At 72.7% G+C, this 21,833-nt stretch carries 22 protein-coding genes; 15 read left to right on the forward strand and 7 right to left on the reverse strand.

The genetic code is table 11. The features are described 5' to 3' along the window. The first annotated feature begins 154 nt into the window (after positions 1 to 154). From ACIP9D_RS15635 to ACIP9D_RS15645, 3 genes are read left to right on the forward strand one after another with little or no spacing between them, the layout of a single operon-like run. Complete coding sequence (locus tag ACIP9D_RS15635) at positions 155 to 961, forward strand: hypothetical protein (RefSeq protein ID WP_350871527.1); 807 nt, start codon at positions 155 to 157, stop codon at positions 959 to 961. An 11-nt stretch (positions 962 to 972) separates the two neighbouring features. After that, positions 973 to 2,889 carry a fumarate reductase/succinate dehydrogenase flavoprotein subunit gene (locus tag ACIP9D_RS15640; protein WP_350871524.1) on the forward strand — a complete coding sequence of 639 codons (1,917 nt, stop codon included), beginning with the start codon at positions 973 to 975 and terminating at the stop codon, positions 2,887 to 2,889. Then, on the forward strand, positions 2,889 to 3,977 hold the full coding sequence (locus ACIP9D_RS15645; RefSeq protein WP_350871522.1) for a succinate dehydrogenase/fumarate reductase iron-sulfur subunit: 1,089 nt from the start codon (positions 2,889 to 2,891) through the stop codon (positions 3,975 to 3,977). The genes ACIP9D_RS15640 and ACIP9D_RS15645 overlap by 1 nt, the downstream gene beginning before the upstream one ends. Before the next feature lie 137 nt (positions 3,978 to 4,114). Here the strand turns inward: ACIP9D_RS15645 and ACIP9D_RS15650 are convergent, their stop codons facing one another. Beyond that, on the reverse strand, positions 4,115 to 4,555 hold the full coding sequence (locus tag ACIP9D_RS15650) for a (deoxy)nucleoside triphosphate pyrophosphohydrolase (protein ID WP_350871519.1): 441 nt from the start codon (positions 4,553 to 4,555) through the stop codon (positions 4,115 to 4,117). A 185-nt stretch (positions 4,556 to 4,740) separates the two neighbouring features. On the opposite strand from ACIP9D_RS15650, the gene ACIP9D_RS15655 reads away from it, so the two are divergent. Next, entirely contained in the window at positions 4,741 to 5,046 is a 306-nt protein-coding gene (locus ACIP9D_RS15655; RefSeq protein WP_350871516.1) for a 4a-hydroxytetrahydrobiopterin dehydratase, read from the forward strand. A 13-nt stretch (positions 5,047 to 5,059) separates the two neighbouring features. Here ACIP9D_RS15655 and ACIP9D_RS15660 read toward each other — a convergent pair whose 3' ends face one another. After that, positions 5,060 to 5,479, reverse strand: a complete 420-nt coding sequence (locus ACIP9D_RS15660; protein ID WP_350871513.1) for a VOC family protein — start codon at positions 5,477 to 5,479, stop codon at positions 5,060 to 5,062. Between the two features lie 117 nt (positions 5,480 to 5,596). On the opposite strand from ACIP9D_RS15660, the gene ACIP9D_RS15665 reads away from it, so the two are divergent. The 4 genes from ACIP9D_RS15665 (at position 5,597) to ACIP9D_RS15680 (ending at position 7,709) form a co-directional block, all read left to right on the forward strand. Next, positions 5,597 to 6,481: a LysR family transcriptional regulator gene (locus ACIP9D_RS15665; RefSeq protein WP_350871510.1), complete on the forward strand. Its 885-nt coding sequence runs from the start codon at positions 5,597 to 5,599 to the stop codon at positions 6,479 to 6,481. A gap of 44 nt (positions 6,482 to 6,525) precedes the next feature. After that, positions 6,526 to 6,888 carry a PH domain-containing protein gene (locus ACIP9D_RS15670; RefSeq protein ID WP_350871508.1) on the forward strand — a complete coding sequence of 121 codons (363 nt, stop codon included), beginning with the start codon at positions 6,526 to 6,528 and terminating at the stop codon, positions 6,886 to 6,888. Positions 6,889 to 6,969: 81 nt separating this feature from the next. After that, entirely contained in the window at positions 6,970 to 7,119 is a 150-nt protein-coding gene (locus ACIP9D_RS15675) for a hypothetical protein (protein WP_350871506.1), read from the forward strand. Beyond that, a complete protein-coding gene (locus tag ACIP9D_RS15680; RefSeq protein ID WP_350871503.1) occupies positions 7,086 to 7,709 on the forward strand; it encodes a class I SAM-dependent methyltransferase in 624 nt (207 codons plus the stop codon). The genes ACIP9D_RS15675 and ACIP9D_RS15680 overlap by 34 nt, the downstream gene beginning before the upstream one ends. Before the next feature lie 312 nt (positions 7,710 to 8,021). On the opposite strand, the gene ACIP9D_RS15685 is transcribed toward ACIP9D_RS15680, so the two are convergent. From ACIP9D_RS15685 to ACIP9D_RS15705, 5 genes are all read right to left on the reverse strand, one after another. Further along, positions 8,022 to 8,552 (reverse strand): GNAT family N-acetyltransferase, encoded by a 531-nt coding sequence (locus ACIP9D_RS15685; RefSeq protein ID WP_350871500.1) that lies wholly within the window; start codon positions 8,550 to 8,552, stop codon positions 8,022 to 8,024. A 65-nt stretch (positions 8,553 to 8,617) separates the two neighbouring features. Beyond that, on the reverse strand, positions 8,618 to 9,703 hold the full coding sequence (gene ychF, locus ACIP9D_RS15690) for a redox-regulated ATPase YchF (protein ID WP_350871498.1): 1,086 nt from the start codon (positions 9,701 to 9,703) through the stop codon (positions 8,618 to 8,620). Between the two features lie 112 nt (positions 9,704 to 9,815). Further along, a complete protein-coding gene (locus ACIP9D_RS15695) occupies positions 9,816 to 10,550 on the reverse strand; it encodes a peptidase E (RefSeq protein ID WP_350871495.1) in 735 nt (244 codons plus the stop codon). A 108-nt stretch (positions 10,551 to 10,658) separates the two neighbouring features. Beyond that, a complete protein-coding gene (locus ACIP9D_RS15700) occupies positions 10,659 to 11,177 on the reverse strand; it encodes a hypothetical protein (protein ID WP_350871494.1) in 519 nt (172 codons plus the stop codon). 257 nt (positions 11,178 to 11,434) lie between these two features. Next, on the reverse strand, positions 11,435 to 11,812 hold the full coding sequence (locus ACIP9D_RS15705) for a helix-turn-helix domain-containing protein (protein ID WP_350871491.1): 378 nt from the start codon (positions 11,810 to 11,812) through the stop codon (positions 11,435 to 11,437). 67 nt (positions 11,813 to 11,879) lie between these two features. Between ACIP9D_RS15705 and ACIP9D_RS15710 the strand changes: the two genes are divergently transcribed. The 7 genes from ACIP9D_RS15710 (at position 11,880) to ACIP9D_RS15740 (ending at position 21,823) form a co-directional block, all read left to right on the forward strand. After that, positions 11,880 to 12,779, forward strand: coding sequence for an LLM class flavin-dependent oxidoreductase (locus ACIP9D_RS15710; protein ID WP_350871489.1), 900 nt, complete (start codon positions 11,880 to 11,882; stop codon positions 12,777 to 12,779). Then, complete coding sequence (locus ACIP9D_RS15715) at positions 12,776 to 14,245, forward strand: FAD-binding oxidoreductase (protein ID WP_350871487.1); 1,470 nt, start codon at positions 12,776 to 12,778, stop codon at positions 14,243 to 14,245. Before ACIP9D_RS15710 ends, ACIP9D_RS15715 begins: the two co-directional genes overlap by 4 nt. A 64-nt stretch (positions 14,246 to 14,309) precedes the next feature. Beyond that, on the forward strand, positions 14,310 to 15,800 hold the full coding sequence (locus ACIP9D_RS15720; protein ID WP_350871484.1) for an AlkA N-terminal domain-containing protein: 1,491 nt from the start codon (positions 14,310 to 14,312) through the stop codon (positions 15,798 to 15,800). Next, positions 15,797 to 16,309: a methylated-DNA--[protein]-cysteine S-methyltransferase gene (locus tag ACIP9D_RS15725; RefSeq protein WP_350871482.1), complete on the forward strand. Its 513-nt coding sequence runs from the start codon at positions 15,797 to 15,799 to the stop codon at positions 16,307 to 16,309. Before ACIP9D_RS15720 ends, ACIP9D_RS15725 begins: the two co-directional genes overlap by 4 nt. 37 nt (positions 16,310 to 16,346) lie before the next feature. Further along, positions 16,347 to 18,197, forward strand: a complete 1,851-nt coding sequence (locus ACIP9D_RS15730) for an ABC transporter ATP-binding protein (RefSeq protein ID WP_350871480.1) — start codon at positions 16,347 to 16,349, stop codon at positions 18,195 to 18,197. A 119-nt stretch (positions 18,198 to 18,316) separates the two neighbouring features. After that, positions 18,317 to 20,143: an ABC transporter ATP-binding protein gene (locus tag ACIP9D_RS15735; protein ID WP_350872125.1), complete on the forward strand. Its 1,827-nt coding sequence runs from the start codon at positions 18,317 to 18,319 to the stop codon at positions 20,141 to 20,143. Between the two features lie 120 nt (positions 20,144 to 20,263). Then, complete coding sequence (locus tag ACIP9D_RS15740; RefSeq protein ID WP_350871478.1) at positions 20,264 to 21,823, forward strand: trypsin-like serine protease; 1,560 nt, start codon at positions 20,264 to 20,266, stop codon at positions 21,821 to 21,823. The last annotated feature ends 10 nt before the right edge of the window (positions 21,824 to 21,833 follow it).

Here is a 21,833-nt window from a genome sequence, read left to right on the forward strand (position 1 = left end):
TCGGCGTAACGTGTGTCACTTAGCTGCGCCGATACGTCCGGTGCGGTCGTTGGTGTGCGCATGACGTGGCAAGCGGGTGCGGGTTCGCCGGTCCGCGTGCCGACCGGAGGAAGATCCGCCCGCGCGTGCGGGCCCCGTCGAGGAGACGACTCGAATGACATCAACGGCAACGAAGCCGCGGGGAGCGCGGGCGCGCGCCGCCATCGCGGCGAAGACGTTGCGTACCGACCGCTGGTGGTTCGCTCCCCTGATCACCGTGGTCGGGCTCAGCGCCTGGGTCGCGTACGCGACCGTCCGGGTCTTCATGCACAAGTGGTACTGGGTCGAGGACTTCCACTACCTGACCCCGTTCTACTCCCCCTGCGTGACCGACCGCTGCGTGGAGGGAGCCGCGCACTTCGGACGGTTCCTGCCCGGCTGGTGGATCATCCCGGACGCGGCGTTGACCCTGCCGTTCCTGCTGCTGTTCCGGCTCACCTGCTACTACTACCGCAAGGCGTACTACCGGTCGTTCTGGCTCTCGCCGCCGGCCTGCGCGGTGCCGGACGGGCACGCGTCCTACAGCGGTGAGACCCGGGTCCCGCTGCTCGGCCAGAACCTGCACCGCTACTTCTTCTACGCCGCCGCGATCATCTCGCTGATCAACACCTGGGACGCGATCCTGGCCTTCCACTCGCCGAAGGGCTTCGGCTTCGGGCTGGGCAACCTCGTCCTGATCGCCAACGTGGTGATGCTCTGGGCGTACACCATCTCCTGCCACTCCTGTCGGCACATCATCGGCGGCCGGCTCAAGCACTTCTCCAAGCACCCCGTGCGCTACCGGGCCTGGACGAGCGTGTCCTGGCTGAACGTCCGGCACATGCAGCTCGCCTGGATCACGCTCGGCACCCTGGCGCTGACCGACTTCTACGTCATGGCGGTCGCGGCCGGCTGGTTCAACGACCTGCGGTTCATCAACTAGAGGGCCTGGACATGACCACTACCACTCGAATCGAACGACACCACTACGACGTCGTCGTGATCGGCGCCGGCGGCGCCGGCCTGCGCGCGGCGATCGAGGCCCGGCTCGCCGGCAAGAAGACCGCGATCATCTCGAAGTCGCTCTTCGGCAAGGCGCACACGGTGATGGCCGAGGGCGGCGCCGCCGCCGCGATGGGGAACGTGAACAGCCGGGACAACTGGCAGGTCCACTTCCGGGACACGATGCGCGGCGGCAAGTTCCTGAACAACTTCCGGATGGCCGAGCTGCACGCGAAGGAGTCACCGCAGCGGATCTGGGAGCTGGAGACGTACGGGGCGCTCTTCGACCGGACCAAGGACGGGAAGATCTCCCAGCGGAACTTCGGCGGTCACGAGTATCCGCGGCTGGCGCACGTCGGCGACCGGACCGGCCTGGAGCTGATCCGCACCCTCCAGCAGAAGATCGTCTCGCTTCAGCAGGAGGACAAGCGCGAGCTCGGCTCGTACGACGCCCGGATCCGGGTCTTCTCCGAGACCACCATCACCGAGCTGCTGCTCGACGGTGACCGCGTCGCCGGCGCGTTCGGTTACTACCGGGAGTCCGGCGAGTTCATCCTCTTCGAGGCGCCCTCGGTGGTGCTGGCCACCGGCGGCGTCGGGCGCTCCTACAAGGTCACTTCGAACTCCTGGGAGTACACCGGCGACGGTCACGCGCTCGCGCTGCGCGCCGGGGCGACGCTGATCAACATGGAGTTCCTCCAGTTCCACCCCACCGGCATGGTCTGGCCGCCCTCGGTCAAGGGCATCCTGGTCACCGAGTCGGTGCGCGGCGACGGCGGGGTGCTGAAGAACTCCGACGGCAAGCGGTTCATGTTCGATTACGTCCCCGACGTCTTCCGCAAGCAGTACGCGGAGACCGAGGAGGAGGCGGACCGCTGGTACACCGACCCGGACAACAACCGGCGCCCGCCGGAGCTGCTGCCCCGCGACGAGGTGGCCCGGGCGATCAACAGCGAGGTCAAGGCGGGTCGTGGCACGCCGGCCGGCGGCGTCTTCCTGGACATCGCCAGCCGCAAGTCGGCCGAGGAGATCCGCCGCCGGCTGCCCTCGATGTACCACCAGTTCAAGGAGCTGGCCGACGTCGACATCACCGCCGAGCCGATGGAGGTCGGCCCCACCTGCCACTACGTGATGGGTGGCGTCGAGGTGGACCCGGACAGCGGGGCGGCCTTCGGCCACGTGCAGGGGCTGTTCGCCGCCGGCGAGGTCTCCGGCGGCATGCACGGCTCCAACCGGCTGGGTGGAAACTCCCTGTCCGACCTGCTGGTCTTCGGCAAGCGCGCCGGCGGGCACGCGGCCTCGTACGCCGACGGCCTCGCCGCCCGACCCAAGGTGCCCGTGCAGGCGGTCGAGGCCGCGGTGGAGACCGCGCTGGCGCCGTTGCAGCGGGACACCGGGGAGAGCCCCTACACCCTCCAGCAGGACCTCCAGGCGGTGATGGGAGACCTGGTCGGAATCATCCGGCGCGAGGGTGAGCTGGCGGACGCCCTGGTCCGGCTGGCCGAACTTCGTGAGCGGGTGGCCAAGGTCAGCGCGGCCGGCGGGCGGCGCTACAACCCGGGCTGGCACCTCGCGCTGGATCTGCGCAACATGCTGGTGGTCTCCGAGTGCACCGCCAAGGCGGCGCTGGAGCGGCGGGAGTCGCGCGGCGGGCACACCCGGGAGGACTTCCCGGCGATGGACCCGCAGTGGCGCCAGGTGAACCTGGTCTGCTCGCTCGAGGGCGACACCGTCCGGCTGACCCGCAAGCCGCTGCCGACGATGCGCGGGGAGCTGATCAGCCTGTTCGACCGGGCCGAGCTGGCCAAGTACCTGACCGACGAGGAGCTCGCGGAGTTCGACGCCCTCGCTGAGGAGGCGGGCAACTGATGGGGACCAAGCGCCAATTCCGGATCTGGCGGGGCGACGAGAGCGGCGGCGACCTGCAGGACTACATGGTCGAGGTGAACGAGGGTGAGGTCGTCCTCGACGTCATCCACCGGCTCCAGGCCACCGACGCGCCCGACCTGGCGTGCCGGTGGAACTGCAAGGCGGGCAAGTGCGGCTCCTGCTCGATGGAGATCAACGGCAAGCCGCGGCTGAGCTGCATGACCCGGATGTCCACCTTCGAGGAGGACGAGACAGTCAGCGTCACCCCGTTGCGCACCTTCCCGGTCATCCGGGACCTGGTCACCGACGTCTCGTTCAACTACGAGAAGGCGCGGGAGACCCCGGCCTTCGCGCCGCCGCCGGACGTCGCCCCGGGCGACTACCGGATGCAGCAGGTCGACGTCGAGCGCTCGCAGGAGTTCCGCAAGTGCATCGAGTGCTTCCTCTGCCAGAACGTGTGCCACGTGATCCGGGACCACGAGGAGAACAAGCCAGCCTTCTCCGGACCGCGGTTCTTCATCCGGGCCTCCGAGCTGGACATGCACCCGCTGGACACCCGGACGGACCGCAAGGAGTACGCGCAGTCGGAAATGGGCCTCGGGTACTGCAACATCACCAAGTGCTGCACCGAGGTCTGCCCCGAGCACATCAAGATCACTGACAACGGGATCATCCCCATGAAGGAGCGGGTCGTCGACCGCAGGTACGATCCCCTTGTGTGGCTTGGTAGCAAGATCTTCCGACGGGGCGAGACGCCTCAGACCAGCGCGACCAGCGTGGGCACGGGCGTCTCGGCGACGTCCGCCAGCGCCTCGCCGACGTCCGCCGGCACCCACCTGCCCGGGGTGCACTCGCACGCGGGGGGCTCGCACGACCCGCAGGCCGAGGTGCAGGCGCAGAGCGGCGTGAACTGGCACCGCGAGGTGCCCCACCCGACTGCGCCGGCGGTGGACGACCGGGGCAAGCTGCCCCTCACGGAGCTCACCTTCGACCGGGCGGCCGCGCCGTCGCCGTTCGGCGACGACATCAGCTTCCCGCTGCCCCCGGAGCACCTGAACTTCGCCCACCCCGAGCAGGACAAGCACTAGACACCTCGACGATGACGGGGGCCGCGGCGCAAGCCGCCGGCCCCCGTCCCGTTTTCACCCGGTTGTCCGCGTCCGTCGCCTCGTGTCCGCTTCAATCGGTCCGGAGGCCCGCTTCGGCTTCGGTCGGCGGGGCCCGATCAGCGGGCGGCGAGCAGTGGCCGAAGCGCGGCGACGATCGGGGCGTCGGCCGGCAGCCAGGTCACCGAGTCCAGCTCGGCGGCCGAGAGCCAGCGCAGCGCCGAATGCTCCAGCGCCTGGGGCTGGTCGTCGTGGAGCAGCCGGGCGGCGTACACCTTGAGCACCGAGCGGCCGTGGGCCATCTTGACGTTGCGGCCCACCCGGTTGCCGATCTCCACGCGTACGGCCAGTTCCTCGGCGCACTCGCGGACCAGCGCGTCGGTCTCGGACTCCCCCGGCTCGACCTTGCCACCGGGGAACTCCCACATCCCAGCCACCTCGGGCGGCGCGGAGCGCGCGCACGCGAGCACGCGCCCGTCCTCGATGATCGCCGCGCCGACGATCACTTTGAGATCCCGTCGCGCGGCCTGTCCGCCGCCGTTAGCCCGTTCGGTCTGCACGGCCGTCCAGCGTGCCAGATCAATCGGCGGTTTGGGTACCGTAACCGGCCGCTTAAGCCAGGAGAACCCGGAAGTGTGGGCGTGGACACGCGCACCGGAGGGCGACAAGACTAGAGGCCACCGACAAGACACGGGATGGCGACGATTTGGCCACGAGCCGGCAACGGCGCCTGGGAGGTGCGGTGATGCGTGCGCTGTTCACTGGCCGAGCGAAGAAGGACTACCTCTCCGACGCGCTCACGCTGCTCTCCGGGTGGACCCGGGAGGGCGAGCAGATCCGACGGACCCTCGTGATCGACGACAGCCAACACGCCGCCCTGACCGAGCGGGTCAAGGTGGTGGCGGATGCCCTGCACCTGCGCCCGGACATCAGCCGCCGGGCTGACCATACCCAGATCCGGGTGGGGCACGGCAGCACCCCGCTCAGCGAGGGCGAGGTCCTGCTGGCCGCCCGCATCGAGGATGCCTACCGGGCGGTCACCGAGTCCTGAGGTGCCGGCCGGCTCAGCCGTCGGCGTCCTGCGGGTACCAGCGCAGCTCGACCGAGTTGCCGTCCGGGTCGCGGACGTAGATCGACGTGGCGGAGCCCCGGGCGCCGAACCGGCCGACCGGCCCCTCCAGCACGGTGAAGATCCCGGAGTCGATCACCTCGGCCCAGTCGAGCGGCGACACCACCAGGCAGAAGTGGTCGACGTTCGACTGACCTCGCTCCCGGTGGACCAGATCGATGATGGTGTCCGGGCTGATTCGCACCGAGGGGAACGGCACCCTGCCGTCCCGCCACTCGTCGACGCGGACCGGTGCCAGGCCGAGCAGGCCGCAGTAGAAGTCCAAGGCGCGCTCGACGTCGGCGACGTTGAGCACCAGATGGTCGAAGCCGGTCACCCGTACGCTGGTCGCCCCGTGGATGGTCGTGCTGCTCATGGTTCACCTCTCGGTTCGGGTCTGGCGGACGACTCAACGATCCGGCCTCGGGCGACGGAGACCAAGACGCGATCCGGCTACGATCGTTGCCCCTGGCTCAACGATGGGATGCACCCGATGCTGGAGCGGTACGAGGTCGAGGCTTTCCTGACCCTCGCCGAGGAGCTGCACTTCGGCCGGACCGCCACCCGGCTTCGGGTGACCACCGGGCGGGTCAGCCATGTGATCAAGCGGTTGGAGCGGCGGATCGGGGCACCGCTCTTCGCGCGGACCAGCCGGGTCGTCCAGCTCACCTCGATCGGCCGGCAACTCGCCGAGGATCTCCGGCCGCTGGTTGCCGGGATCGACGAGGCGCTCGCCCGGGCGGTGGACGCCGGCCGCGGGGTGACCGGCACGCTGCGGGTCGCGTTCCTCGGCGAATGGACGGCGCCGGTGCTGCTCAAGGCCGTCGCCCTGTTCAGCGAGCGCCATCCGGAGTGCGTCGTCGAGGTACGCGAGGTCCAGCTCTTCAACTCCCGGCCGAGCCTGCTGGACGGTTCGGTCGACGTGCTCATCGCCGCGTACCCCTTCGACGGCATGGCGACCGGGCCGGCGCTGATCAGCGAGGGCCGGGCCCTTGCCGTGCCGGCCGGGCACCCGCTGGCCGGCGCGGAGTCCGTCTCGCTGGAGGTGCTGGCCGAGCACCCGGTGGTGCAGTACCCGGCGGTGACCTCGGCGGAGTTCAAGCGGGACCGCACACCCGAGCACACCCCGGCCGGCCGGCCGGTGCCGAAGGGGCCGGCCGGCAACACCTTCTCCGAGATGTTGTCGCTGGTGGCACTGGGCCGGGGCGTGCTCCCGGTCGGCGAGCACACCCGGCGCTACTACCCGCGCCCCGACGTGGCGTACGTGCCGATCCACGACGCCCCGCCCATCCGGCGCGGCCCGGTGTGGCTGGAGACAAACACCACCGCGCGGGTCCGCGCGTTCGTCCGGGCCGCGGCCGACTCGGTCGTACGCTGACTCGCGCCGGCCCGCAGTGGCGTGCCCTGCCTACCGTGAGGCGCATGGCCAACGCGACCTATGACCGCAAGGAACAGTTCCAGCAGATCCAGAGCGGGCTGCTCGACTCGGAGCAGATCATCGCCGTCTACGACGCGGTCGGCGCCGGCACCGGCTTCATCGGCCTCACCGATCGCCGCGTGATCATCCAGGACCGCTCGTTCGTCGGCAAGCGGTACGCCATCACCAGCATTCCGTACTCGAAGATCACCAGCGTGAGCGTGGTCAGCAACAAGTCGTGGGGTGGTTCGTTCTTCTCCACCGGGTCGATCGCCATCCACGTCGGCACGCACACCTACGAGGTCGAATTCCGTGGTGCGCAGAAGAGCCACCACGTCCACAATGTGATCCTGCATCACATTTCCTGACCGCGGACGGGACCGGGCGCGGCGAACGAGAGGCGGCGACGTGGCGTTCGCTCACCGGCGGCGGGTCGCCGCCCGCCGCCGATGAGGCACGGCGAGTTCGAGGATCCGCGGCTGGTCACGGTCTACGACGCCGAGTGCCCGTGGGGCCGGGACGACGACTTCTTCCTCGCCGCGGTCGACGAGACACCCGCCGCCGGGTGCTCGACCTCGGCTGCGGGACGGGCCGGTTGACCGTCGCCATGGCGGCGGCCGGCCACTCCGTCACCGGCGTCGACCCGGCCCGCGCCTCGCTCGCCGCAGCCCGCGCCAAACCCGGTGCCGACCGGGTGACCTGGATCGAGGGCACCTCGCGCGCGCTGCCGAGCGGGGCCTTCGGCGTGGCCGTCCTGACCAGCCACGTGGCGCAGGTCTTCGTCGACCATGCCGAGTGGACGGCCACCCTCGCCGACCTGCGCCGCGCGTTGCTACCCGGCGGCCGGCTGATCTTCGACGCGCGCGACCCGGCCGAGCGGCGCTGGGAGCGCTGGAACCCGGTCGACTCCGCACGCCTGATCACCCTGCCGGACGGGCGCCAGGTCCGGGCCTGGACCGAGGTGACGGGCGTGGTGGAGAGCGCGGTCAGCTTCGTCCACCACTACGTCTTTCCGGACGGCGACGAACTGCTCAGCTCGGCCACCCTGCGCTTTCGCACCGAGCGGGAGCTGCGCGACTCGCTGCGGGCGGCCGGTTTCACCGTGGATCACGTCTACGGCGGCTGGGGCCGCGAGCCGGTCGGCGCGGGCGACGGCGAACTCGTGGTCCTGGCCCGCCTCTCCGCCTGAGGGCCAGGCCCTCCCGCGGCACTTCACGGACCGCTCGTCGGCCCCGACTGGAAGCCGCCCGCGCCGGACGCGGTTGGCAGCCGGGTGACCGTGACCTTCACCCCGACCGACACCGGCACGCAGGTCGACCTGGTGCACGACCAACTCGATGCGCACGGACCCGGCTGGGAAGGGTACGCGACGCCGTCGGGAGTGAGGGTGGCTGGCCGGGCGGCCTGCGCGAGTTCGCAGCGGTGCTCTGACCGACCAAACCGCGTCGGGCCGGCCCGGGCTACCTACCGGGCACGGCCCCTCGCCACGCCGGCGCGCTGTTCAGCCGGGTTTCCAGGACGGGTTAATCACCTGGTACATGACGTGGTCCTGCCACCGGCCCGCGATGTGGAGATACTCCGGCGCCATGCCGAACCGCACGAACCCGTTGCGTTCCAGCACCCGCTGCGATCTGACGTTGTGCAGCAGGGTCTCCGCCTGCACCCGGTGCAGCCCCAACTCCTCGAAGGCCACCCGCACGGTCTCGCGCACCGCCTTCGTCGCGACCCCTCGGCCATTGTGGCTGGCGCTCACCCAGTAGCCCATGACGCATGACTGGAAGGGGCCGCGCACGATGCCGCTGAGCGTGATGCGGCCGATCACGCGACCGGCGTCGTCGAGGATGACGTGGGGCAGCTTCGATCCCTGTTCGTGCTGCCGGAGGTCGGCTTCGATGACGGCGTGCTGGCCGTCCGCCGTGAAGTAGTCCTCACTCCGGATCGGATCCCACGGCGCGAGGAACTCACGGTTGACGCGGAGCACCTCGGCCACCGCCGGCGCATCATCCGAGGCGATCAGTCGAGTGATCTTCACCCGACCATCGTCCCAGGGGGCATGTCCCTTTCCTCGCCCGGCTGGACCGGAAGCAGGGGCCGGAGTCAGACGTTGAAGCGGAACTCCACCACGTCGCCGTCCTGCATGACGTACTCCTTGCCCTCGATCCGGACCTTGCCGGCGGCCTTGGCGGCGGCCATGCTGCCGGTCTCGACCAGGTCGGCGTAGGAGACCACCTCGGCCTTGATGAAGCCGCGCTGGAAGTCGGAGTGAATGACCCCCGCGGCCTCCGGCGCGGTGGCGCCGATCGGGACCGTCCAGGCCCGCGCCTCCTTGGGCCCGGCCGTGAGGTACGTCTGGAGCCCGAGCGTACGGAAGCCGACCCGGACGAGCTGGTTCAGGCCGGGCTCGTTCTGCCCGATCGACTCCAGCAGCTCCCGGGCCTCCTCCTCGGGCAGGTCCACCAGCTCCGACTCGATCTTCGCGTCCATGAAGATGGCCTCGGCCGGGGCGACCAGGGCCCGCAGCTCGTCGAGGAACTCGGCGTTGCCCAGCTCGGCCTCGTCGACGTTGAAGACGTAGAGGAACGGCTTGGTGGTGAGCAGGTGCAGCTCGCGCAGGTGCTCCAGCTCGATGCCCGCCTTGGCGGCGCCGGCGTAGAGGGTGACGCCGGTGTCGAGCAGCTCGACGGCCTTCTTCGCGGCGGTCACGGCGGCGGCCCGGTCCTTGCGGAGCTTGGCCTCCTTCTCCAGCCGTGGGACCGCCTTCTCCAGGGTCTGGATGTCGGCCAGGATCAGCTCGGTGTTGATCGTCTCGATGTCGTCGGCCGGGGAGACCTTGCCGTCGACGTGCACCACGTTCGGGTCGGAGAACGCCCGGACCACCTGGCAGATCGCCGAGGCGTCCCGGATGTTCGCCAGGAAGGCGTTGCCCCGGCCCTGCCCCTTGGAGGCGCCGCGCACCAGGCCGGCGATGTCGACGAACGACACCGGCGCGGGCAGCACCTTCTGCGAGCTGAAGATCTCGGCGAGCTTGCCCAGCCGGTCGTCGGGCAGCCCGACGACGCCGACGTTGGGCTCGATGGTGGCGAACGGGTAGTTCGCCGCGAGCACGTCGTTCTTGGTCAGCGCGTTGAACAGGGTGCTCTTGCCCACGTTGGGCAGGCCGACGATGCCGATGGTGAGACTCACGACGAGCCAGCTTACGCCGGTGCCGTCCGGGGCCGGGCAGGCGGTGCGGTGTCGCGTACCGGAATCGGCCGGCCGCCCGCGCCCGCCAGGCCCGCCCCGACCCGGGCGGTGTTCAGCCGAGCAGGCGCGGGGCGATGATCGCCTCCCGGACGGTGCCGTCCGTGCCGCGGCTGATTTCGTACGCCGAGACGCCCTCCCGGTCGGCGACGGCCTCGACGAGCTTGTCGCCCCGGTAGACCAGGCCGACGCCGTCGTCGGTGCAGTGCGCGAGCGGCAGCGTGCCCTCGCCGACGAGGCGGTGCATCAGCGGTCGCCGCTGTTCCTCGCTGTCGTAGTGCACCCCGTTGCCGTAGGGCAGCCAACCCAGCCCGTCGGTGAACCCGCGCAGGTCGGGGCCGAAGCTGTCGGTGGCCCCGCCGACGTGCCAGCAGATCGAGCCGGCGGAGACGCCGCCCAGCACCACCCCGGCCTGCCAGCACTCGTGCAGGATCTCGTCGAGGCCGTGCACCCGCCAGACGGCGACCAGGTTCGCCACGCTGCCGCCGCCGACCCAGATCACGTCCTGGGCGAGCAGGTGGGCGCGGATGTCCTCGACGTTCGGCATCGGGAAGAGAGCCAGGTGGGACAGCCGGAACCGGGTGCCGGCGAAGGCGCCGTAGACGGCGGTCAGGTTGGTGGGCTGGTCACCGACGGCCTGCCCCAGGTAGCAGATGCGCGGCTCCGGGCCGGCCTGTGCCAACTCGGCCCCGAGGTCGAAGATCGGGCCGGGCCGCAGGACCTGCGGGCCGCGGCCCCGGGCGAAGAAACCCATGCTGGTGGCGAGGATGGTCGGTTCGCTGGCGGGCATGGTCGTCCTTCCGTCGGGAGCACCGCCCATCCTGCCGGAGCCGGCGTCGCGGCGTCGGCCGGGCCCGGGGTGGCCCGACGCCGCGACGGCGAGCGCCCCGACCGCCGATCAGCTGCGGCGGAGCTGGCGGGGCACGACCGACCCGGCGGGCCGAGCGCTCGCCGTGGGCTCGTCGGCGGGCAGCTCGGCGGGTGGCAGGGCGCCCGGGGGCAGCTCGCGGGCGGCGGCGACCGGAAGCGTGAAACGGGCCTCGGCCTTGTCGCCGGCGGCACGCGACTCGCGGAGCATCCAGCGCACCTCGTCGGCCGTCCAGCCGAGCCCGCGCCGGCCCGCGATCTCCCGGACCACCCGCAGACCGGGCCGGGTGTCGTCGTCGTAGAAGCGCATGCACCAGTGATGTGCCCACATGCCGAGCGCCCGCAGCCCGTCGTTGTCGAGGGAACGGACCAGGCGGCCGCACGCGGTGTCGGGGAAGGGCCGGGCCGGGTCGGCGGCGCGATCGCGCTCGATCGCCCCGACGGCGGCCGGCGCCACCGCGCGCATCCGGCGGTAGAAGGTCTGGAGCACGGCCCGGTCGAGCGGTGGGTGCCCGCTCCGCGTCGCTTCGCGACCCGCCACGCTCGCCATCGCCGCACCCCTTCTTGAGTTGGTGGCCGGACGCTACCCGCCGGCACCGACACTTTCGGCACCGCCGGGCGCTCTCCGCCACGGTGACCCGTTGCGGCCCCTTTGCTCTGCCTCACTCCCGGAAACAGCGAGCGCCACGATCTGTTGCCTCGGCTGAAGCAGAGCAAAGGACGCGCCGAGGGATGGCCGCTCCCCCGCCGCACCGTCCTGACCTGCGATGTCGGCCGGAGGCCGGGCGGGTCAAGCGTGCCGTCCGGTCAGCCCTCGGCGGGATCGGGCAGCGCGGGCCCGGGCCGGCGGCGGTGGCTCCAGTCGATCAGCGGCTGGAGCAGCACCATCAGCTCCCGGCCGTCCGGGGAGGGCGCGTAGCGGATCTGGACCGGCGAGGTGGGGATCACCGTCCGCTCGATCAGCCCGTCGCCCTCCAGCTCCTTGAGCCGCTGGGCGAGCAGCCGGTCGGAGATCCCGCTCACCGCGGCCCGGTACTCGCCGAACCGGCGCGCCCCGCGAACGCCGGCCAGCAGGATGGCGCCGGTCCACCGCCGGCCGACCAGCTCCAGCGAGTCCTGGAAGACCCGGCAGCCGGTGTCGTCGATGTCCTGGTAACGCCGCAGGTCGAAAGGCTGAGGAGTCATCACTTACCAAAGATTAGTAGCTAACCTGCGGTTTGCCCAGTCGCCGGACCCACCGCACGCTTGACCCATGACCGATTACGGACACCCGATCAGCTTCGGCCTGAGCCTGGATCCGTCCGCCGACAAACTGGGCGAAACGCGATATCTGGCTCGAGCCGCCGCCGACGGCGGGTTGACCTACCTCGCCGTCCAGGACCATCCCTACCAACCCGGCTACCTCGACACCTGGACGATGATCAGCCATCTGGCGGCCGAGACGAGCCGGATCTCCTTCCTCACCGACGTCGCCGACCTGCAACTGCGCCCCCCGACCATGCTCGCCAAGGCCGGCGCGTCGCTCAGCGTCCTCACCGGCGGCCGGGTCGTCCTCGGCGTCGGCGGTGGCGCGAGCGCGGACGGCGTCGCCGCCATGGGTGGCGCCCGGCGCAGCGGCGCCGAGACCATCGCGTACACCGAGGAAGCGCTGCAGATCATGCGCACGGCGCTCGCCGGCGGCGCGGTCCGGTTCGACGGCGAGCAGCACACCGTCGAGGGGTACGCTGGCGGGCCGGTGCCGCCGTCCCCGGTCCCGCTCTGGCTCGGCGGTCAGCGGCCCCGCATGCTCGGCGTGGCCGGTCGGCAGGCCGACGGGTGGATCTCGCCACTCAACATCTACGTTCCGCCGGCCGAGGTGCCGAGCAAGCAGCAGGTCATCGACGACGCGGCGCGCACGGCCGGGCGCGACCCGGCGGCGGTACGCCGGATCTACAACGTCATCGGCGCGATCGGGCCGCAGAGTGGCGGCACCGGGCTCGTCGGCAGTGCCCAGCTCTGGGTCGACACCCTGACCCACTGGGCGGTCGACCTCGGCTTCGACACGTTCATCTTCTGGCCGATCATGTCGCACCGCGCACAACTGCGGGCGTTCACCGACCGGGTGGTTCCGGCCGTCCGCGAGCAGGTGCTCGAGATTCGAGGGCAACAGTGACCAGCAGGCTTTCCCGGCTTCCCGAGCCGCTGACCGGCAAGCTCGTGACCCCCGGGGACCGTCGGTACGCGTTGCTGCGCTCGACGTACACCACGCAGCACAGCCCGGCCGGCGTGCTGCTGCCGGAGACCACCGCCCAGGTGGCCGACGCGGTCCGCTACGCCCGCGAGCAGGGGCTGCCGGTCGCCGTCCGCAGCGGCGGGCACGGCCTGGCCGGCACCTCCTCCAACGACGGCGGCCTGGTCATCGACCTGTCCGCGATGAACCGGGTCGACGTGCTCGACGAACGGTCCCGGCTGGTCCGGGTCGAGGCGGGCGCCCGCTGGGCGACGGTGGCGAAGGCGCTGGCCCCGTACGGGTTGGTGATCAGCTCGGGCGACCACGGCAACGTGGGCGTCGGCGGCCTGGCCACCGGCGGTGGCGTCGGCTGGCTGGCCCGCCGGCACGGGCTGACCATTGACAACGTCCGGGCGGTGGAGGTGGTGCTCGCCGACGGGACGGTGGTCCGGGCGGACGCGGAGCACGAACCCGAGCTGTTCTGGGTGGTCCGCGGCGCGGGGGCCGGGGCCGGCATCGTGGTCGCGTTCGAGATCGAGGCGGCCGAGGTCAGCAACGTCGGGCTCGCCCAGATCGCCGTCGAGGCCACCGCCGACGGGGGCACCCTGCGGCGGTGGGCCGAGTACCTGTCGCAGGCGCCCCGGGAACTCACCACCGCCGCGGTGCTCTTCGCGAACGGGCGGTCGGCAGTCCTGTCGATCACGGCCGTGGTCGCCGCGGAGAGCCTGCGCCGGGCCCGGCCGCTGGTCGAACCGCTGCTCGAGATCGGCCGGCTGCTCGACCACCGGACCGACCTGGTGCCGTACCCGGCCCTGGTGCCGCTGGCCCACCTGCACCCGAACGTCGGCCAGCAGGCCAGCGACACCACCAACAGCCTGCTCACGATGGACGACGGCAGCGCCCGGGCGATCATGCGGGCCACGACCGGACCGCATCGGGCCCTGGTCCAGCTGCGGTCGATGGGCGGGGCGATCAACGATGTCGACCCCGACGCGACCGCGTACCCGCACCGGCACCAGGACACGCTCGCCGTCGGCTCGGTCTTCCCGCCGCAGGGTCGCGCGGCGCTGGACGCCGCCTGGCGGCGCGTCGCCGAGCGGGCCGACGGCGCGTACGTCAACTTCGAGGGCCGGCCGGACCGGGCGGCGTTCGACCGGATCTACCCGGGCGAGACCGGTCGCCGGGTGACCCAACTGTGGCGCCGGTACGACCCGGACGGCGTGTTCCGGCCGGCCCTGCTCAGCACGCGGGCCGGCGGCGCGGAACCGAGGATCCGGCCGAGCACCCGGGTAACCCAGCCGAGCGAGCGGGAAGCCGGGGCCCGGCCGAGCGTGCGGGACGCGGGCGGCGCCGACCGCCGGAAGCCGGCGGCCCGGCGCGGCGGGGGCAACCGGGGGCGGCGGCGCTGACCGGTAACGCCCGCGTCCGATTCCCGCCAGCGGGAGCCGGCGGAACCGGAGCATCATCGGTGACGTGGAGTTGGACTTCGAGCGGTGCTACCGGGCGGTCGACAGCCGTGACCAGCGATTCGACGGCTGGTTCTACACCGGCGTGACGTCGACCGGGATCTACTGCCGGCCGTCCTGCCCGGCGACCACGCCGAAGCGGCAGAACGTCCGGTTCTTTCCGTCCGCCGCGGCGGCGCAGGGGGCCGGGCTGCGGGCCTGCCGGCGCTGCCGCCCGGACGCGGCGCCCGGCTCGCCGCAGTGGGACGTCCGCGCCGACGTGGTCGGCCGGGCCATGCGGCTGATCGCCGACGGGGTGGTGGACCGCGACGGCATCCCCGGCCTGGCGTCCCGGCTCGGCTACACCGAGCGGCACCTGCACCGGATGCTGCGGGCCGAGATGGGTGCCGGGCCGCTCGCGTTGGCCCGGGCCCAGCGGGCGCAGACCGCCCGCATCCTGATCGAGACGACCGGCCTCGGCATGGCGGAGATCGCGTTCGCGGCCGGCTTCGGCAGCGTGCGGCAGTTCAACGACACCGTCCGCGAGGTGTACGGGGTCGCGCCGACCGAGCTGCGTCAGGCCCGTGGGCAGCGCTCCGCCCCCGTCGGCGCCGGCACCATCACGCTCCGGCTCGCGTACCGCCCGCCACTGCACGCCGGGGCGCTGCTCGACTTCCTCGCCCTGCGGGCGCTGCCCGGGGTGGAGGAGGTTCGCGACGGCACGTACCGCCGTGGGCTGCGGTTGCCGCGCGGCGCGGGCGAGGTGGCGCTGACCCCGGCGGACGGACACGTGTCCGCCACCCTGCGCCTCGCCGACCTGCGCGACCTGGCACCGGCGGTGGCCCGCTGCCGGCACCTGCTCGACCTGGACGCGGACCCCGTGGCGATCGACGCCACCCTCGCCGCGGACCCGGCGCTGGCCGCCGCGGTCGTGGCGGAGCCCGGCATCCGCGTTCCCCGCGCGGTGGACGGCTTCGAGATGGCGGTCCGGGCCGTCGTCGGCCAGCAGGTCTCGGTGACCTCCGCCCGCACCACCCTCACCCGCCTCCTCGCCCACCTGCCTGTTGATCATGAGGTGAACGGCGATGCGGATCTCCCTGGCCGCCGTGAACCTCATGATCGACAGGTGGTGGGGGGCGGCCTGCGGGGGTTTCCCGATGCGGAGGAGGTGCTGCGGGTCTCGGATGAGGGGTTCGGGATGCCGGCGGCCCGGCGGGAGACCATCCGGGGGCTGGCGCGGGCCGTCGCCGACGGGGAACTCGACCTCGCCCCGGGCGGCGACCGCGAGGAGACCGTGCGCCGACTGGCCGCACTGCCCGGCATCGGCCCCTGGACCGCGGGCTACGTCGCGATGCGCGCGCTCGGCGACCCGGACGTCCTGCTCCACACCGACCTGGCGGTCCGGCGCGGCGCGGCCGCGCTCCGCCTGCCCGACCAACCGACGACCCTCGACGCGTACGCCGACCGCTGGCGACCCTGGCGGTCCTACGCGCTGATCCGACTCTGGAGAGCGGCATGACCACTATCGACAGTGCGGTGCTGGCCACCCCGGCCGGCCCGCTCAGCATCCTGACCGGCCCGGACGGCGCGGTCCGGGCCGCCGGCTTCACCCCCGACCCGCTGGCGCTGCTGCCCCTGGTACACCCCACCCTGCGGGCGCCGCTACGGCAGCTGGCCGACCTCGGCCCGGTCAGCGCGGCAGTCCGGTCCTACCTGGACGGCGACCTCACGGCCATCGACGCGGTGCCGGTCGAGCAGCGCACCGGCGGCGATTTCATGGCGCACGCCTGGCGGGTGCTGCGCGAGGTGAAGCCCGGCGAGCCGGTCACCTACACCGGGTTCGCCGGGCTGGCCGGCCGGCCACCGGCGGTACGCGCCGCCGCGGCGGCCTGCGCCCGCAACGCGGTGGCCCTCTTCGTGCCGTGCCACCGGGTGCTGCGCACCGACGGGACGCTGGGCGGCTACCGCTGGGGTCTGGACGTGAAGAAGTGGCTTCTCGGTCATGAGCGGCCGTTGACGGCAAGCTGACACCAGATCGGTTCACATTTCCCGCTACCGTCGGGTAGTGCCTGCGGAGAGCGACGGCGTCCCGGCCGCCCGGGTCGCCGCGGGCCCCCACCCGGTGCACAACCTCTGGCGGCTGCGCCGCTACCTGCGCCCATATCGGGTCGAGTTCGGCTGGCTGCTGGCCGCCGGGCTGGCCGCCACCGCCGCGAGCATCGCCGTGCCGCTGGTGGTGCAGCGGGTCGTGGACGGCCCGGTGGCCCGGCACGACCCGCCCGGACTGCTCCGCCTCGGCTGCCTGGCCCTGATCCTCGGGCTGGCCGAGGCGGTGCTGATCTTCATCCGCCGCTGGGTGCAGTCCTCCTCGGCGGTCGGCATGGAGGCGGCGTTGCGCGCCGACGTCTACGCCCACCTGCAACGGCTGCCGGCCAGCTTCCACGACCGGTGGCAGTCCGGCCAGTTGCTCTCCCGGATCACCAGCGACCTGTCGGTGATCCGCCGCTTCCTCTCCTTCGGCCTCTTCTTCCTGGTGCTCAACCTGGTCACCTACGCGGTCGTGGTGGTGCTGCTGATCCGGCTGCATCCGGCGCTGGGCCTGCTGGTGGCCGTCAGCGCGGTGCCGCTGTTCCTGATCAGCCGCCGCTTCGCCCGGCACTACCACGCCGCGTCCCGGCGGATGCAGGACCAGCAGGGCGACGTGGCCACGCTGGTCGAGGAGACCGCGCAAGGGTTGCGCACCATGAAGGCGTACGGCCGGGGGCCGGAGCTGGCGGCCCGCTTCGGTGTCGCCGCCCGCGCGCTGCACGACACCGGGGTCGGCAAGGGCCGACTGCTGGCCCGTACCTCGGCGCTGCTCGACCTGGTGCCGAACCTGACCCTGGGGGTGGTGCTGGCCGCCGGGGCGTCCGCCGCCGCCCAGGGCGTGCTCACCATCGGCGAGCTGGTCGCCTTCGTCACCCTCCAGCTGATGCTGATCTGGCCGGTGCAGTCACTCGGCTGGATCATCGCCAACGGGCAGGAGGCGGTGACCGCCGCCGACCGGATCCAGGAGGTGCTGGACACCCCGCCGCAGATCGTGGACGCCCCCGGCGCGGTCGCGCTGGCCCGCCCGGCGGTACGCGGACAGCTCCGCTTCGAGCAGGTCTCGTTCCGTTACCCGGGCACCGCGGGGCCGGTGCTGCGCGACGTCGAGCTGACCGTCGAGCCGGGCGAGACACTGGCCGTGGTCGGCGCGACCGGCTGCGGCAAGAGCACTCTGCTCTCGCTGGTGGCCCGGTTGCACGACGTGACCGGCGGCCGGATCACCCTGGACGGGCACGACCTGCGCGAGCTGCGGCTGGACTCGCTGCGCCGGCTGGTCGGGGTGGCGTTCGAGGAGCCCACCCTCTTCTCCATGTCGGTCCGGGAGAACCTCACCCTCGGCCGCCCCGAGGCCGGCGAGGAGGAGGTCCGGGCCGCGCTCGCGCTCGCCCAGGCCGACTTCGCGTACGACCTGCCGTGGGGGTTGGGCACCCGGGTGGGCGAGCAGGGGCTCTCCCTCTCCGGCGGGCAGCGCCAGCGGTTGGCGCTGGCCCGGGCGGTGCTCGGCCGGCCGGCGCTGCTCGTCCTCGACGATCCGCTCTCCGCCCTCGACGTGCAGACCGAGGCGCTGGTCGAGGCGGCGCTGAAGCGGGTGCTGCGGGAGAGCACCGCGCTGCTGGTCGTGCACCGGCCGTCGACCATCGCGCTGGCCGACCGGGTGGCGCTGCTCGACGGGGGACGGATCACCGCGGTGGGCAGTCACTCCGAACTGCTCGCCACCGTCCCGGCGTACCGCGCGCTGCTCTCCGCCGAGCCGGCGCGAGGCGGGCCGACGACCTCCGGCCGGGGCGCCGGGGTCCCGTCGGACGGGCGCGGGCTGGTGCGGTCGTGACGACCAGGGCGTCCGGCCGGCGGCGACCGGCCCGGGACTCCGGCCGCCCACGGTGGCGGGGCGGCCGTCGCCCGCCGCCCGAGCCGGAGGTCGCCCCGGCCGGCGGCGAGCATCCGGAGCTGACCCGCTGGCGCGGGCAGGCCACCGACCCGGACGCGGATCGCAGCCGGGCCGAGGACGCCAGCCCGGAGGCGGTCGCCCGGTTGCGGGTCCGCAGCCGGGCGCTCCTGGCCGACCTGCTGCGCCCGCACCGTGGCCGGCTGACCTCGGCGGTGGCGTTGCTGCTGGCCCAGAACGGCGCCGCGATGGCCGGGCCGTACCTGGTCATGCTCGGCATCGACCGGGGCATCGGGCCGCTGCGGTCCGGTGACTACCGGCCGCTGGCCGCCGTCGCCGGGGCGTTCGCCGCGGCCGCGCTTGTGGAGTACGTGGCCCGCCGCGGCTTCCTCACCCTCTCCGCGCGGATCGGCCAGGCCGTCCTGCTGGATCTCCGCCGCCGGGTGTACGGGCACTTCCTGCGCCTGCCGGTGGCCTTCCACGAGCGGTACACCTCCGGCCGGATGGTCTCCCGGCTGACCAGCGACCTCGACTCGATCGCCGAACTGGTCGACGGCGGTATCGACAGCCTGGTGCTGGCCGCGCTCTCGATCCTGTCGGTGGCCGGCATCCTGCTCTGGCTGGACCTGCCGCTGGCCGCGGTGACCCTGCTCGCCTTCCCGTTCCTCTACCTGCTGTCCCGCTGGTTCGCCCGGGCCTCGGCCAGCGCCTACCGCCGCACCCGGGACTCGGTGGCCCTGGTCATCGTCCACTTCGTCGAGTCGATGCGGGGCATCCGCGCGGTGCAGGCGTACCGCCGCGAGCCCCGCAATCAGCGGATCTTCGTGGCACTCAGCGACGACTACCGACGGGCCAGCCTGCACGCGTTCCGGCTGATCGCCACCTACTCGCCCGGGATCAAGGTGATCGGCAACGTGACGGTGGCGGTGGTGCTCTGCTACGGCGGTTGGCGGGTGCTCGGCGGGCGGACCGAGATCGGCGTGCTCGCGGCATTCCTGCTCTACCTTCGGCGCTTCTTCGAGCCGATGCAGGAGCTGAGCCAGTTCTACAACTCGTTGCAGTCCGCCACGGCCGCCCTGGAGAAGCTGGCCGGGGTGCTCGACGAGCGGCCCGCGGTGGCCGAGCCGGCTCGGCCGACGCCGCTGTCCGCCGCCCGCGGCGAGCTGGCGTTCCGCGCGGTCTCCTTCGGCTACCGGCCGGACGCGCCGATCCTCGCCGACCTGGACCTGACCATCCCGGCCGGGCAGACCGTCGCGTTGATCGGACCGACCGGCGCCGGCAAGTCCACCATCGCCAAGCTGGTCGCCCGGTTCCACGACCCGGTCGCCGGCACGGTCAGCCTGGACGGCGTCGACCTGCGCGCGGTGGCCGACGCCGACCTGCGCCGGGCGGTGGTCCTGGTGACGCAGGAGACCCACCTGTTCAACGGCACCGTCGAGGAGAACATCCGGTTCGGCCGTCCGGACGCCGACGACGCGGCGGTGCGGGAGGCCGCCCGGGCGATCGGCGCGCACGACTTCATCGCCGCGCTCCCCGACGGGTACGCCACCCAGGTGCACCGCCGCGGCGGGCGGCTCTCCGCCGGGCAGCGGCAGCTGGTCGCGTTCGCCCGGGCGTTCCTGGCAGACCCGACCGTGCTCATCCTCGACGAGGCGACCTCGTCGCTCGACGTGCCCACCGAACGGCTGGTGCAGCAGGCGCTCGGCACCATCCTGCGGGACCGGACCGCCGTGGTGATCGCGCACCGGCTCTCCACGGTGGAGATCGCCGATCGGGTGCTGGTCCTCGACGGCGGGCGGATCGTCGAGGACGGCCCGCCGGAGCAGCTCGCGACGGCCGACGGCAGGTACGCCGCGCTGCACCGGCAGTGGCGACAATCGCTGCGCTGACTACAATCAGCCGGCACCGTACAGCCGCTCACGTCCCGGAGGCTCCGGGCCGGACCACAGCCTGGTCGACGCGGCGTCGGACTCACGGGGGAGGGTACGGGCGTGCACGCACGACGACGCATGACCATCGCAGGACTGGCCACCGCCGCCTGCCTGCTGGGCGCGACCGCGGTGGTGCTGGCGCCGCGGCTGGGCACGGACGGCACGCCGGTCGGCACCACGCCGGTCGCCGGGACCGCGCCGGCCGGCACGGACGCGACGCCGGCCGAACCGGGCTCGACCACCGGCCTCGGTGCGCGGGCCTCCCGGTCGGCGGGCCCGACCGGCGCGGCGGTCACCGCCCGACCGGCGGGGGCGGTCGCGAAGGACACCCCGGCCTCGATGTCGTACCTGCGGGACCGTTACCGGGTCAGCCCGGACGACGCGGCCCGCCGGCTGGCCCTCCAGGAGCAGTCCGCGCCGCTCGCCGCCCGGCTCGCCGAGGAGTTCCCTGACACGTACGCCGGGATGTGGCTGGACCAGGCTGACGGTGGCGTGCTCACCATCGCGGCGACCCGGACCGACCTGCTGCGCACCGCGGTCGCCGGGGTGCCGGACGCCACCCACGTCCGGGTGGTGCCGGTGCGTCACTCGCTGCGGCAGCTCACCGAGGCCGCGGCCCGGCTGGCCGGCACGCTCGACGCGACCGCCGGCACCGACGTGATCGTCGACGAGCAGGCCAACGGGGTCGTGGTGCTCACCGGCGACGTGGTCGACGCCGCCGACGCCCGGTTGACCGCGGCGCTCGGCGGGGCCGGGGTGCCGGCCAAGGCGCGGGCCCGACTCTCCGGCGCCGCGGTGCCGAAGGCCTGCGACCCGCGGTACTGCGCGAAGGCGCCGATGCGCGGCGGGATCCGCCTCGACGTGCCCCGTGACGACGGCACCGTCGGCGGCTGCACCAGCGGCTTCAACGTCCGGTCCCGCTCCGGCGAGTCGTTCGTGCTGACCGCCGGGCACTGCGTGGTCGGCGGCCGGCATCAGCAGGTGGACCGGACCTGGCACCAGTTCCTCGGCCCGAAGGTGCCGGTGGGCGTGGAGTCGACCAGCCCGGTGCTGGCCGAGAACGCCTTCCCCTACGACTACGCGGTGATCCCCTACCAGCCCGGTGCGCTGGACCGCTGGGCCTACCCCCGGCGGCCCGGCACCAACCCGGTCAGCCTGGTCAACTACTGGTGCGTGCCGGACAACCCGCGCTGCACCGACGAGCAGGGCAGCCGGGACGTGGCGGTCACCGGTTACGTCGCGGCGAACGCCATCCAGGTCGGCTGGATCGTCTGCGCGACCGGGTCGGCCTACACGCCGAAGGCGGGCGAGACGTACGTCGACTCGGGGGCCGGCGCGGGCTACATCCCGGGCACCCGGTGCGGGGAGATCACCGGCCGCGGCAGCGGCGGCATCGACGTACGGATCTGCGCCCGCCCCGGGGACAGCGGGGGGCCGCTCTTCACCGAGTCGGACGGCAAGGCGCTGGGCATCCTCTCCAACGGCGACCCGGGTCAGGGCCCCTGCACCAACCCGAACGAGCACAACTCGTACGCGCCGGTCTCCACCGTGCTCGACCGGGTGAACTCGCGCACCGGCGGGACGCTCGGCTTCCAGCTCTCCACCCTGGGCCCGCTGCTCAGCCCGATCGCGCCGTAGCACCCTCGGC

This window comes from Micromonospora sp. NPDC093243, from assembly GCF_044753725.1.
Lineage (GTDB): Bacteria > Actinomycetota > Actinomycetes > Mycobacteriales > Micromonosporaceae > Micromonospora.